The following is a 14,429-nucleotide window of genomic DNA, read 5'->3' as shown; positions in this document are numbered from 1 at the left end:
AATGAGAGTAGTCGTATTTTTCGTATCCCTGTTTACCTTTCTGCTATGCGGAGGGCACTATCTTCATGCAGGTACGCATCATAATCCTACGCATTGTGTTTCCAAACAGCGGCTTTCTAAAAGTGAACAGGCAAAATTCAGCGGCACTGGTCTGGACATCAGCCTCATTGAAGAGGCCGACTTAGATCTGGATGAGGAGCACAACTATGGCGACGAACTTCCAGACAGAAATCTACACCAGGAATATTATACCCTGGAGCGCTGGTATCTTGCTTTTTTACCAGTTTTAATTGCTGATGATTACCATCAGTATGATCAAACCTTTCAGCCATTTTCAGGCAATTCTTCACCGATTTATATCAAACAACGCGTATTGAGGATTTGAGCATTACGTTACATCAGTTAAAACATTAACCATACGTCCCTCGTGTTGGTGTGTTTAATGCAATCTTTTGGCCCGATTTTTAAATCCGGCCTCCAGTAACTAATGTTTTTTTACGTTGATTGGAATCTTTATTCCAGGCATTTATTCGCTTAATTTCCATTTATTATCATGAAGAAAATACTCGTGTTCAGTGGCGCTATAGCCTTGTTGAACCTTACAAGCTGCACCACCAAAAAAGAAGAAAAAAAGGAAGAAAGTCAGTTTACCATTACGGCTCCTTTAAAAACTGATACCTCCTTTACCAAAGAATTTGTTTCTCAAATCCGTTCTGTTAGAAATATTGAGATCAGAGCACAGGAAAAAGGATACCTACAGAACATTTATGTAGATGAAGGACAGACGGTTAAAGCAGGTCAATTGCTGTTTCGCATCATGCCTAAACTCTATGAAGCAGAATTGTTAAAAGCGCAAGCAGAAGTTAAAGCGGCGCAGATAGAATTACAAAATGTGAAGACACTGGCCGATAAAAATGTAGTCTCGAAAAATGAGCTGGCTATGGCTCAGGCTAAATTGGAAGGCGCTAAAGCAGAAGCTTCCTTAGCAAAACTTCATTTATCATTTACCGAGATTAAAGCACCATTTGATGGTACCATTGACCGCATTCCTCAGAAATTGGGAAGCCTGATTGATGAAGGAGAGCTGTTGACCAGCCTTTCTGATAACAGTCAGGTGTTTGCCTATTTTAATGTTTCAGAACCGGAATATTTAGCTTATCAAACGAATGTAAAAGACCGTGGCGACAAGCAAGTTAGTCTGCTATTGGCCAATAATGAAGTCCTGAAAGATAAAGGAACTGTAGAGGTAATTGAAAGTGAGTTCAATAGTGAAACAGGTAACATCGCTTTCAGAGCAAGATTCCCGAACGCCAATAAGCTATTGAAAAATGGCCAAACGGGCAAAATACAAATGACTGTACCATTGCGTAATGCGCTAATCATCCCACAGAAAGCAACCTATGAAATCCAGGACAAAATGTATGTTTTTGTGGTTGGAAAAGACGATGTTATTCACTCTAGAAACATTACGATTGCCAGTGAAATGCCAGACTTATATGTCGTGAACACCGGTCTTTCTGAAACGGATAAAATCCTTCTGGAAGGCGTTCAGAAAGTTAAGGATGATGAAAAGATCAAGTACAAATATCTGGAACCTAAATCGGTTATCTCTCATTTGAGATTAAAGGCAGAATAATAAAACAGATCAGTCCAAAGGTTCTATCATTTAAAAAGCAAGTAAATGTTTAATAAGTTTATACAAAGGCCAGTCCTTTCTATAGTAATATCGCTCATCATTGTGTTTCTGGGCGCTTTGGCATTAAGCCATCTGCCGGTCACACAATTCCCTTCTATTTCACCACCAAAGGTGAATATTACTGCCGAATATCCTGGAGCAAACGGCGAACTGATGATTAAATCGGTTATCATCCCGCTGGAAAGAGCGATCAATGGTGTTCCTGGAATGAAATATATGGCTTCCGATGCAGGTAATGATGGAGAGGCCTCCATTCAGGTCGTGTTCAATTTAGGAACAGACCCGAACCAGGCTTCTGTTAACATTCAGAACCGTGTGGCTTCGGTAATCAATAAGTTACCACCACTAGTGGTACGTGAAGGTGTTAAAATCACCCGCGAGGAATCCAATATGTTAATGTACATCAACTTGTACAGCAAGGATCCGAAAATGGACCAGAAGTTCTTATTCAATTTTGCAGACATCAATGTCCTTTCAGAATTGAAAAGGGTGGATGGTGTAGGTGTGGCAGACATCTTGGGTAACCGGGAATATGCCATGAGAATCTGGTTAAAACCGGATCGGATGCTAGCCTATAAAATTTCTGCTGATGAGGTTTTAGAAGCCTTAAATCAACAAAGTTTAGAAGCTTCGCCTGGAAAAACCGGGGAAAGTTCTGGAAAAAGGTCACAGTCATTTGAATATGTACTGAAATATCCTGGACGATTTACGACCAAAGAAGGTTATGAAAATATCATTTTAAGATCTACCGCTAAAGGGGAAATTCTAAGGCTAAAAGACGTGGCCAATATCGAGTTTGGAAGCTCTATGTATGATATCTATTCGAATTTGAACGGCAGACCTTCTGCTGCAATTACTGTGAAGCAGTCTTATGGAAGTAATGCCAGTCAGGTTATTAAAGACATTAAGGCTAAAATGGAAGAGATCAAAAAATCTTCTTTTCCTAAAGGCGTAGATTATGAGATCAGTTATGACGTTTCTAAATTCCTGGATGCTTCCATCGAAAAAGTAATCCACACACTTGTAGAAGCTTTTATCCTGGTTGGATTGGTCGTGTTCCTGTTTTTAGGAGATTGGCGTTCTACATTAATTCCTGCAATTGCCGTACCCGTATCGTTGATTGGTACTTTCTTTTTCATGCAGTTTTTCGGGATTACGATCAATTTGGTCACCTTATTTGCATTGGTACTGGCGATTGGGGTGGTGGTTGATGATGCCATTGTGGTAATTGAAGCGGTCCATGCAAAAATGCATGAGCACCATATCTCTGCCCGTAAGGCGACGAAAAAGGTGATGCATGAGATCAGTGGTGCGATTATCGCGATTACTTTCCTGATGGCTGCCGTGTTTATACCCGTTGCATTCATGTCCGGGCCGGTCGGGATTTTCTACCGCCAGTTTTCTATTACCATGGCTACGGCAATTATCCTTTCTGGTATCGTTGCATTAACGCTGACACCAGCACTTTGTGCAATTTTATTGAAGAACCATGGGAAACCACAAAAACAAAACGCATTAGACAAATTGCTGAATGGCTTTAACAACGGTTTCGACAAACTTACCGGAAGGTATCAAAAAGTATTGAGTGCAATTGTAAGCCGCAGGCTGGTCACTTTTGTGGTCTTAGTCGGTTTTTCTGTAGGTATTTTCTTCCTAAACAACAGTCTTCCTTCAGGTTTTATACCCAATGAGGATCAAGGGATGTTTTATGCCATTATCCAAACTCCTCCGGGATCTTCTTTAGAGCGTACGAATGAAATCGCAGAGCGGTTACAGAAAATCGCAGAAGGTGTGGAAGGCGTCCAGTCTGTTTCAGCCCTGGCTGGTTATGAGATCCTTACTGAAGGAACCAGTGCCAACTCCGGAACTTGTTTGATTAACCTGAAAAGTTGGGAAGATCGTAAGCACGGTGTGGAAGAGATCATGAAAGAACTGGAAGAAAAATCTCAGGGGATCTCTGGTGCAACCATAGAATTCTTTCAACCACCAGCTGTACCAGGTTACGGTGCTGCCGGAGGTTTCGAGTTGCGTTTACTGGATAAGGCAGGATCCGGCGACTTCAAAAAGATGGAGACGGTGAGTAAGGATTTTGTGAAGGAATTGAGTAAACGTCCGGAATTGTCCTCTGTATTCACTTTTTACAGTGCAGCATTCCCTCAGTATATGTTGCGTGTTGACAATGATATTGCGCAGCAAAAAGGCGTAACCATTGAAAATGCCATGAACACGTTATCTACCTTAGTGGGTAGTAATTATGAAACCAATTTCATCAAATACGACCGTCAATATAAAGTAATGGTGCAGGCGCTACCACAATACAGGGCATTGCCAGAGGATATCCTAAAGCTGTATGTTAAAAACGATCGCGATGAAATGGTGCCATTTTCGGCTTTTATGAGGATGGAAAAGGTATATGGTTTATCTGAAATCACCAGACATAATATGTATAACGCGGCTGAAATCAGCGGTTCTTCCGCAGCAGGATATAGTAGTGGTGCAGCAATTAATGCCATTAATGAAGTGGCGGAAAAAACTTTACCAAGAGGCTTTAGCATTGACTGGGCAGGTATTTCAAAAGATGAAGTATCGCGTGGTAATGAAGCGATTTACATCTTCCTGATCTGTTTAGGTTTTGTTTATCTGATTCTTGCAGCGCAATATGAGAGTTTCATCTTGCCATTAACCGTTATCCTTTCCCTACCATGTGGAATTTTTGGAGCCTTCTTATTGCTGAAAATATGTGGCCTGGAAAATAACATCTATGCGCAGGTGGCCTTTGTCATGTTAATTGGTTTATTGGGTAAGAATGCGGTACTGATTGTAGAGTTTGCCGTTCAGAAACATAGAGCGGGAGCAACGGTACTTCAGGCGGCATTGGAAGGTGCAGCCGTACGATTCCGTCCAATTTTAATGACCTCATTTGCCTTTATTGCAGGCTTGATCCCATTGGTTTTAGCCAATGGACCAGGTAAAATCGGTAACAGAACCATTGGTTCTGCAGCTGCCGGTGGTATGCTTTTAGGAACCATTTGCGGTGTGCTAATCATCCCTGGCTTGTATTATATTTTCGGTAGAATCGCCGAAAAGCACAAACTAGTGAAAAATGAAGAAGAAAATCCATTAACAGAAGAAATCGATCACAATGTATAAATTTAAGTTACCTCAATGCACCATGGCCTTGAGCATTTGCCTTGCCATGGCAAGTTGCAAAGTGCCATTGGTTGCAACGAATACGGCAAATACAGCTGTTCCAGAGTCTTTTGCTCAGGAAAGGAACGGTATAACCAAGGATAGCACCAATGTCGCTGTGATGCCATGGCGGACTTTCTTTAAGGATCAAAACCTGATCAACTTGATTGATACTGCCCTGAAAAACAACCAGGAATTGAAAATCACCATGCAGGAAATTGAAATCGCGGGGAATGATATCCGCCTTAAAAAAGGAGCGTTGTTGCCAACAGTAGGGTTACGCGGTGGTATCGGAGTGGAAAAAGTTGGCCGTTATACCGGTCAGGGAGCAGGCGATGCCTCCACCGAAATCACACCAGGTAAAGAGGTGCCAGATCCTTTAATGGATTACACTTTGGCCGCTTATGCGCACTGGGAAGTGGATATCTGGAAGAAGTTGAGGAATTCAAAAAAGGCCGCTGTAAGCCGATATTTATCTACTGTAGAAGGTAAGAACTTTGCGGTAACCAACCTGATTTCTGAAGTTGCAGATTCTTATTACGAATTACTGGCTTTAGATAATCAACTGGAAATTGTAAAACAGAACATTGAACTGCAAAAGAATGCATTAGAAATTGTTAAAGTTCAAAAGGAAGCAGCGAGAGCTACGGAATTGGCGGTTCAGAAATTCCAGGCAGAGGTGTTGACTTCAAAAAGCTTAGAGTTTGACATTCTTCAAAAAACAAAGGAAACGGAGAATCGGATTAACTTTTTGCTGGGTCAGTATCCACAGGAGATCAAAAGAGCGCATGGAAACTTCTTAAATTTACTTCCTTCGGAAGTCAAATCCGGAGTTCCTGCACAGTTATTGGCCAACCGTCCGGACATTAAACAGGCAGAATTGGAGCTTGCCGCAGCGAAACTGGATGTAAAAGTAGCACGTGCTGAATTTTATCCTTCCTTAGATATTTCGGCAGCGATAGGATTGCAAGCTTTTAAACCTAGTTATTTTTTAAAGTTCCCGGAATCTGTGCTTTATTCTCTTGCAGGAGATATTGCCGGACCATTGATCAATAGAAATGCCATCAAGGCGGAGTTTAGTAGCGCCAATGCCAGACAATTGCAGGCCATATTTAACTATGAACGTAGCATTCTAAATGCTTATCTGGAGGTATCTACACAGCTTTCCAAGATCAGTAATTTGGAAAAAAGTTACGACTTGAAATCTCAACAGGTAGATGCATTAAACAAGTCGATTGTAGTGTCAAATGACCTGTTTAAGTCGGCCAGAGTAAACTATTTTGAGGTATTAATGACGCAAAGAGATGCTTTAGAGTCGAAACTCGAACTGATTGATACCAAGAAAGAACAAATGAATGCGGTAGTCCACTTTTACAGGGACTTAGGCGGAGGCTGGAAATAACCTGCTTAATTTATTGGCTAACGCCTCCAGAAGTATTTGATTTCTGGGGGCGTTTTTATGCGCTATAAACTCTACCTTTAAATTATATATGCAATTGCCTCCTAAAAGTTTACTTCAAGGTCTGGTTAAGCACTATCTGGTATTACATCAGCAGGCTGACCAACAGCAGTATTACCGGATGTTTTCTGATGGCAATCCAGGTATGGTTTTTCATTTGACAGCGCCATTACTACAATGGAATGAAGGGGATTTGACGCCGCAGTTACAGCCGAGAAGCTTTGTGTATGGGCAACTCAGCCAATTCAACACCATCGCCTCCAGTGGCGATCTGAACATGATTGTAGTGGTTTTACAGCCCCATGCCTTACATACACATTTCCATATTCCTGCTTATGAATTGAAAGATCAAATCCTACCGTTGCCAGACCTATTTGGGCAGGAAGCCAGGGATTTAGAAGCGCAGGTTATTTCTGCTTCATCAATTGATACGGCGATTGCTTTCATTGAAAAATTCTTATGGAAGCGCTTGAATGGGCAAAGCGCTTTAAACCGGGAAATGGCATTGGCAATGCACAACATTTATCACCATCAAGGCATGCTTACAGTAGAAGCGCTATTGCAAGTTATACCTGTAACAGAAAGGCAATTGGAACGTAAATTCAGGGAGTATATCGGTAGTAGCCCTAAAAGATTTATAGACACCATTAAGTTCCAGTACTTGCTTAAACTCCTCCAAAAGCAGTCTGAGGAAGAGCCTATAGCGGCACTAATTTATAGTTCCGGATACTACGACCAGGCGCATCTGAACAGTGTTTTTAAAAGAATGACTGGCCTTACGCCAAATCGTTATAAAGACACTTCGCAACTATTGGCCATCAACCTGATGCCGGTTGGCTAGATTGTTTAGCATTTTACTTTTGTCGGTTTTATACAAATTTCTAGAAGCAGGTAAGGGTAATTTTGGAAGATAAATACCATACCTATGAAAAACATTAAAATCGCATCTGCACAGTTTGAAAACCGCAGTGGGGATAAAACCTACAACCTTTCTGTCATTGAGCAATTGACTAAAGATGCTGCAGCACAAGGAGCGGAGGCCATTGCCTTCCATGAATGCTCCATAACCGGCTATACCTTTGCCAGAGCACTTTCCAGATCATCCATGTTGGAATTGGCAGAATTTATACCGGATGGGCCCAGTATCCAAAAACTCAAGAAGCTCGCAAAGACCTATAACATTGCTATTCTGGCGGGGCTATTTGAAAAAGATGCAGATGATAATTTATTCAAGGCCTACGTTTGTGTAGATCAGACTGGCCTGATTGCCAAACACCGCAAACTTCATCCTTTTATCAATCCTCACCTTACACCGGGTAATGAGTTTACCGTGTTTGACTTATATGGTTGGAAATGTGGGATTTTGATCTGTTATGATAATAATATTATTGAAAATGTGAGAGCTACCACCTTATTGGGGGCTCAGGTTATCTTCATGCCACATGTAACGATGTGCACGCCATCCACCAGACCAGGTGCCGGTTTTGTAGACGAGGAACTTTGGAAAGATAAGGCCGCCAATCAGGATCTGTTACGTACTGATTTTGATGGATTAAAAGGCCGTGAATGGTTAATGAAATGGCTACCCGCCCGTGCTTACGACAATGCGATATATGCCGTTTTTTCTAATCCTATTGGAATGGACGATGACCAGCTTAAAAACGGATGCTCCATGATTGTTGATCCTTTTGGGGAAGTGATGGCCGAATGTAGGTCTTTGAACAATGAGTTCGTGATTGCAGATTTGAATCCGCAGTCATTAACATTGGCCGGAGGTTATCGGTATATCCAAGCGAGGAGACCGGATTTATATAAAGATATCATAGCTGCTGCTCATGACAGTAATCAGCAGGTTTCCTGGCTTAAAAAAGATTAATCCTCTTTCTTCCTAAAGATAAAGACAGCCGGAAGACTAATGGTTAACACAGCGCGCCATCTGATGAGGAGCCGGCGCGCTGTATTTTTATTTAGATGATATTTTCGCCATCAATTATATTTACCTTTTTGCCCATTTTTTTCTGAATGATTTCAAAATGGTGTAAATCAAATTTGCTCACTAAAGAAATGGCGTCTCCCGCAGCTTCTGCACGGCCGGTTCTACCAATTCTGTGTACATAATCTTTCGGGGATCTAGGCAATTCATAATTGATCACATAAGGCAGGAAATTAATATCAATTCCTCTGGCCATCAAATCTGTTGCCACCAATACGCGAAGCTTTCCTGATTTAAATAAGTACAAAGATTCTGTTCTGGAACCCTGGCTTTTCTTGCTGTGAATGGCTTTAGCATCAATGTTATTTTTGCGAAGTTTATTGACAACAGCATCGGCCTGATGCGTAGAAGAAGTAAATACCAATACCTGTTTCATATCATGATGATTGATCAGGTAGCGTAAAAACGGCCCTTTTTTCTCTTCTGAGATGATGTAAGCCACTTGGTTGATCGTGTCTAAAGTATCTTCTTCAGCTTCTATTTTAATCACTACAGGTTCATGTAGCAAAATCTGGTTGATGTTTTCAATATCAGGACTTAATGTCGCAGAAAACAACAAGTTTTGACGTTTTTTAGGTAGTAAAGCAAGGATTTTGTTCAGCTCTTCTTTAAAGCCAAGGTTCAGCATTTTATCTGCCTCGTCAAGCACCAACGTTTCAATATCTGATAGGTGTACCGCATTGTTATCTACCAAATCTAATAACCTACCTGGTGTAGCTACCAATACGTTTACGCCCTGCATTCCCATCATTTGAGGGTTAATAGAGACTCCGCCGTAAACAGCTAAGGTTTTTACAGGTTTAGGAAGTGCCGGACTAAAGGTCTTAAATACTTCTTTTACCTGTTCTGCCAATTCACGTGTAGGCACTAAAACCAATACATTCGCATGGCGATTTTTCACACCAATCGTTTGTTGTAAGTTCATTAAAAGCGGCAAGACATAACTGGCTGTTTTTCCTGAGCCGGTTTTGGCAATACCTAAAACATCTTTTTTATCTAGTATAGCTGGAATAGCTGTTTGTTGAATAGGGGTAGGTGCTGTGAATTTCTGATCGGCCAGTGCTTTTAATAAAGCAGGTGACAAACCTAAGGCTGTAAAAGGCATAGTTACTCAATTTTTTGTGTAAAAGTACGCAAAAAACGTTGTTAGCGGAGCACCTAAAACCTACTTGGATTGATTTGACTGTATTGCGTTTCTTCTAGATTGGTTAAACCAGAAGTTAGGAGGGAAAACACCCGGTTATGCGTTGAAGCCTAACCGGGTGCTTATCAGATTAAAATTTAATCAGTAGTTTTTCAGTAATCAGTTTATTGTTCTGATAGTATTCAAAGAACCATTCTCCATTTCTTTTGAAGGCGATCCCGTGAGCAGTCTCATTTTTTGCAATGAAATAATCTTGTACTGTAGTGGTTAATAGCGTCAATACGACTTTAGGCGCAGTGTTGATCAATTGAAAACCATTAGTGATCGGTTGGGCGTACAGCGTGCCTTCGGCAACGATTACTTCAGCTTTTGCAGGAGCAATGGCCACAGGGGTTTGTTGAACAGGTGTTTGCTGAGCAACTGGTAGCGTAGTTGGCGTAGCCATGGCCACATAATTCAAAGAATCTAATGAAGTAAAGGCATCTCTTAGGGCAAAATTATAAGAGGCTTTATATTCTTTTTCCCTGCTTTTACCTTCCTTACTTTTAAACAGAATATTACCTTGACAATCCTTTAACAATAGGGTTAAGTTGGTGGTAAACATGGTTTTTCTTTCGATGACCTCCAGATTTAGTGCTTTACATTTGTTGTTTGCCAGATCTGCAGGTAATTCTGCATTGTCAAAATAGGGCGTGAACCCTTTCTGTTCGATCAGAAATTTAGCCAGGTCATTTAGTCCGTAAAGGTTAGCTGTTTTAAGGAATGGGAACTTTTCTGGAACCACTACATATTTGTAATTGTTGATCGTTTGTGCGAATCCCGAAAAGGAGAAGAATAAAAAGAGTATAAAAACGTATCTTTTCATGAGTGTTTTTTGTTAAAAATGATTTAGAATGTGGAATCAAATATAGTTGTTTATATTTATTTAGCCCGATTCAGATAGGCTTCCATATTGCTGTTTAAAGTCAGCCCGAGCGCTTTTAGTTTTGTTAAATAAAATGCACGTACTTCTTTATAGGGATAATAAGGGAAGGTTTTTGTATTCAAACCTTTGATGCCTGTCTCTTTTTCATTCAGCAAGAATTTGATCAAAAAACCATTGGTTTTAGGATTTTTATAGACCAACATTTGGATATTTGCACTAAATGGAATGATATCTTTTGCCTTCCATAGTCGGTCAAAATTTAAAATATCTTTTGTGGCAGTGGAAGCACCATTTAAATTTAGTATCGCTGCAAAAGGGGCAACTGTTTCTGCGTGTGCAAACCGAAGTACTGAGCTATAAGGTTTTGATTTGATAAAATTGTCTGTAGAATTAATGAAATCAGCCAATAATGGGGCTGCAATGTTTACCTGGATCCCATTATTATTGGTGCCCGGGCCCTTTTTTAGGAAGTTATCAGCATCACTTAAGCGACACAATACAGCCAGGTCTTCAGCTATAAATAAAGATTTAATATCAATATCCTGATCGCTGAGTTTATTTTCCAGTATTTCCTGATGAATGGCTGGTAAAATGCTATAAAAACCATACAAATCTTCCACAAAGCGTATTTTATCTTTAGCATTGATCTGTTTAACATAGTCTGCCTGGAAGAAAGTATTGAAGATCCGGGCAGACATGGCTTCCAATTGAACTGCTTTAGCCAGTTGATTGTAAAAGGAGTGCCAGGCCCCTGAAGCTTTAAACGACAAGTATGGCTTGGATAAATCAAAAAACCGAAGGTGAACATCGTCTTGCTCATTCCAATCTATTGTGGCCATTTTTCCTTGTGTTGCGGTTGAAATACCATCCAAAAATGCCAAAGCGCTCTCTTTTGTTCTCTCTTTACTCGTTGTGCTGACCAATACGTTGTGGTTTCCGGCAAAAAAATCAGGATTCACACGATAGGCACGTTCCGCAATTTCCTTTAATTCCAGTTTTCCAATTTCAGAAATAGATTCCAGGTGTTTGATTTCTACCTTTTGTAGCTGCATTAATGCAGATTTTAATTGTTGTCCGCGTTGATTTAATGACTGAGTACTATCCGCCTTAAAGATCAATTTCCAGGCGACAGATTTAGCGACATCTTTAGTTAAATTTCTTGCGCCATGGCGACCGAGATGGTTCAAAAACACCGGTTCATATCCAGCAGGGACTTTGCTATATTTCTCCTGAAGAGGCCTATAGAGCGTTTTTGACCCTAAATACGTTTGCGATTCTGCAGCAGTATAGATCAGGTTGCAGCCCAAGAGGACGAAGGTAAAGATGTACTTCATTTTTTACGTTTAAGAGATGGGGTAAATGTAAATCATTCCGATGTATCGATAAACAAAATTTTGGAAATGATGTTTTAGTTTTGGCATGTGTTCAGCGCATCGATATCAATGATCTTTAATAAGAATAAAAATGGAATATAGAAAATTAGGGGCATCAGGCCTACAAGTACCTGTACTCAGTTTTGGTACCGCGACCTTCGGTGGCAGTGGCAATTTTTTTAAAGCCTGGGGAAGTACTCAAGGGGAAGAGGCGAGCAGATTAGTGGATATTTGTCTGGATGCCGGCGTGAATTTATTTGATACCGCAGATATTTATTCTGATGGACTCTCGGAAGAAGTATTAGGGCAGGCCATTGCAGGAAAAAGAGGAAGATTGATGATTTCTACAAAAGCGACTTTTCCTTTCGGGACAGGTCCTAATAATCAGGGTTCTTCTCGTTCTCATCTATTGAAACAGGTAGAAGGCAGTTTAAAAAGATTGAAAACGGATTACATCGACATTTATCACATGCATGGTTTTGATGGGAATACACCGGTAGAAGAGACCTTACGGACTTTGGACGATTTGATTCAGAGTGGAAAGCTGCGTTATATTGCCGCTTCAAATTTCTCCGGCTGGCATTTAATGAAATCCTTAGCCATTGCTGATCAGGCGCACTGGAACCGTTATGTGGGACACCAGGTGTACTATTCGCTGGCCAATAGGGAATATGAATGGGAATTAATGCCTTTAGCTTTAGATCAGAATGTAGGCGCAATGATTTGGTCGCCACTAGCTGCCGGAAGATTAGGTGGTAAATATGGTAGAAATAAACCTTTACCTCAAACCGGGCGTATTGCTGAAGGCGGCAGTCCTGTTCCAGAAGCAGTTGTAAATGAAGCAGTGTTTTACAATACCTTAGATGCTTTGGATGCGGTTGCCGAGGAAACTGGTAAATCCGTTGCGCAGGTTTCTTTAAACTCGCTTTTACAAAGACCTACTGTTTCTAGTATTATAGTTGGGGCAAGAAATGAAGCACAACTACTACAGAATCTGGAAGCTGTAGGTTGGAATTTAACCGTTGATCAACTGAAAAAGCTGGATCAGGCGAGTGAAGTTCCTACTATTTATCCCTATTGGCATCAACGCCAGAACCTGAGCTTAAATCCGCTACCTAAGTTTTACTAGTACCGTAAAAAAGAGAGGTATAATTCCAGGCTTCGACAGCATCATGCCGAAGTCTGGATTACTTATGCCTAAGGATTCGCCAGGATGACAATTAAACTTTGTGTGCTTTTTAAGTATATTACCAGGTGGTTGTTAGGGCCATGCTTCAGTAAATTGCCTAAGCAACCAAGAGCCAAATCTGTTTCAGTCTACTATATTGTTACTCGTAATTGTAGTGTTAATACGGTGCGACTATATATAACTCTGCTGCTTATCAGTATATTGCTATCTGTACAACACACACAAATTAACCTCTTGATCATGGCAATATGCAGCGTAGGCCCTTATGGGCATCCCTCAGGGAAGATAGGCAACGTAGTTTTCTATATGTTAAATGGGCAACCGGTATGCCGAATGAAAGGTAAGCCAGGAAAACCAAGTATAAAACAATTGGGCAATCGCCAGGCAATGGCTGTGACCATGGATCTTGTGGCTCCTATGGCCGATTTCATCAATATCAGCTTTAAACAGGAAGCTGAAGGAACAGTTAAAAACCCGCACAACCTGGCCGTCTCTTATAATAAAAAAGGGGCTTTAACCGGGGAATATCCTAATATTAAAGTGGACTATAGTAAAGTCATCCTGAGTCGTGGTGAGCTGGAAATGGTAAGTGATTTGAAAATCAGCAAAGGGGAGGATGGGATCAATTTGAGTTGGAACACTGATATTTCTGAGAATGGTTCCTACGATGACTTGCTGATGGTACTGGTAAACCACCCCACAAAAAAGAGGGCTAGTAGCTATTTAAATGCGGCCAAAAGAGCAGATGGAAGCTGTTTTATCCCAGTTTCACAAGAATGGATGATGAGGGAGCAAATGGAAATCTATGTATGCTTAAGGTCTTCTAATGAAAAATCTATCACCGATAGTGTGTATGCAGGAAATCTGAACGGCGAACCAGATAGCCCAATGGAGAAGGCAGCAAAAATACATTACAACGCAACTAAAGCACGTTTTGATCGGGTTGCAGCGGATTATCATAAACAAAGAATGGATGATTGGGAAGGCGCCCTTGAGCGAAAGGCTTTTCGCCATCTGGAAAAAGAATATCATGTTTTAAGAGATAAACTCTTACATCTGCCAGGTAAACCTTCCTGAAATTCGGCAGTTTTTGATTTGAAAACACTTATTTGATCTTGTTTTTCAATAAGGTAATGGAGGTACTTTGTCTAGATTTTTTAGGCCATAAAGGCCGATTAAAGGTGAAAAGGAGCAGGGGTATTGTATCTAAAATAAATAATGTCGCTTAGAATCAGGTCAGTATAGAATTTATGAAATATTAATTTGCAGTATATATATCCTAACCCTATATTTGCATCACTTTAAATGGAAACGCTTAGAGTAAAGCTAAATAAAAAGCTTTGATTCCGTAGCTCAGCTGGTAGAGCATTACACTTTTAATGTAGTGGTCCTGGGTTCGAATCCCAGCGGGATCACGAAAGCCTCAGAGAAATCTGAGGCTTTTCTGTTTAAGAGGATTAC

Annotated in this window: 11 protein-coding genes and 1 tRNA gene; 9 read left to right on the top strand and 3 right to left on the bottom strand. The window is 40.7% G+C overall.

The annotated features are described in order from the left end of the window. The first annotated feature begins 1 nt into the window (after position 1). The 6 genes from GM920_RS03055 to GM920_RS03030 all read left to right on the top strand — a co-directional run bounded on the left by GM920_RS03055 (position 2) and on the right by GM920_RS03030 (position 8,220). A complete protein-coding gene (locus GM920_RS03055) occupies positions 2–385 on the top strand; it encodes a hypothetical protein (protein ID WP_182953293.1) in 384 nt (127 codons plus the stop codon). 168 nt (positions 386–553) lie between these two features. Continuing rightward, positions 554–1,636 (top strand): efflux RND transporter periplasmic adaptor subunit, encoded by a 1,083-nt coding sequence (locus GM920_RS03050; protein WP_182953291.1) that lies wholly within the window; start codon positions 554–556, stop codon positions 1,634–1,636. 45 nt (positions 1,637–1,681) lie between these two features. Beyond that, positions 1,682–4,846 (top strand): efflux RND transporter permease subunit, encoded by a 3,165-nt coding sequence (locus GM920_RS03045; RefSeq protein ID WP_182953289.1) that lies wholly within the window; start codon positions 1,682–1,684, stop codon positions 4,844–4,846. Beyond that, entirely contained in the window at positions 4,839–6,287 is a 1,449-nt protein-coding gene (locus tag GM920_RS03040; protein WP_182953287.1) for a TolC family protein, read from the top strand. Before GM920_RS03045 ends, GM920_RS03040 begins: the two co-directional genes overlap by 8 nt. Positions 6,288–6,375: 88 nt before the next feature. After that, positions 6,376–7,185, top strand: coding sequence for an AraC family transcriptional regulator (locus GM920_RS03035; RefSeq protein WP_235964415.1), 810 nt, complete (start codon positions 6,376–6,378; stop codon positions 7,183–7,185). Between the two features lie 84 nt (positions 7,186–7,269). Beyond that, entirely contained in the window at positions 7,270–8,220 is a 951-nt protein-coding gene (locus GM920_RS03030; protein WP_182953284.1) for a nitrilase family protein, read from the top strand. A 91-nt stretch (positions 8,221–8,311) separates the two neighbouring features. Here GM920_RS03030 and GM920_RS03025 read toward each other — a convergent pair whose 3' ends face one another. From GM920_RS03025 to GM920_RS03015, 3 genes are all read right to left on the bottom strand, one after another. Next, positions 8,312–9,442 (bottom strand): DEAD/DEAH box helicase, encoded by a 1,131-nt coding sequence (locus GM920_RS03025; RefSeq protein ID WP_182953282.1) that lies wholly within the window; start codon positions 9,440–9,442, stop codon positions 8,312–8,314. A 169-nt stretch (positions 9,443–9,611) separates the two neighbouring features. Continuing rightward, complete coding sequence (locus GM920_RS03020; RefSeq protein ID WP_182953280.1) at positions 9,612–10,346, bottom strand: hypothetical protein; 735 nt, start codon at positions 10,344–10,346, stop codon at positions 9,612–9,614. 56 nt (positions 10,347–10,402) lie between these two features. Further along, positions 10,403–11,740: a histidine phosphatase family protein gene (locus GM920_RS03015; RefSeq protein ID WP_182953279.1), complete on the bottom strand. Its 1,338-nt coding sequence runs from the start codon at positions 11,738–11,740 to the stop codon at positions 10,403–10,405. A gap of 130 nt (positions 11,741–11,870) precedes the next feature. Here GM920_RS03015 and GM920_RS03010 point away from each other — a divergent pair, with 130 nt between their 5' ends. The 3 genes from GM920_RS03010 (at position 11,871) to GM920_RS03000 (ending at position 14,383) form a co-directional block, all read left to right on the top strand. Then, positions 11,871–12,908, top strand: coding sequence for an aldo/keto reductase (locus GM920_RS03010; protein WP_182953277.1), 1,038 nt, complete (start codon positions 11,871–11,873; stop codon positions 12,906–12,908). A 300-nt stretch (positions 12,909–13,208) separates the two neighbouring features. Continuing rightward, positions 13,209–14,045 (top strand): DUF6266 family protein, encoded by an 837-nt coding sequence (locus GM920_RS03005; RefSeq protein ID WP_182953275.1) that lies wholly within the window; start codon positions 13,209–13,211, stop codon positions 14,043–14,045. A gap of 265 nt (positions 14,046–14,310) precedes the next feature. Next, positions 14,311–14,383, top strand: a tRNA-Lys gene (locus tag GM920_RS03000). The last annotated feature ends 46 nt before the right edge of the window (positions 14,384–14,429 follow it).

This window comes from Pedobacter gandavensis (assembly GCF_014172405.1).
Taxonomy (GTDB): Bacteria; Bacteroidota; Bacteroidia; order Sphingobacteriales; family Sphingobacteriaceae; genus Pedobacter; species Pedobacter gandavensis.
Note: the sequence above shows the minus strand (reverse complement) of the source record. Positions and strands in the feature narration are given on the sequence as shown.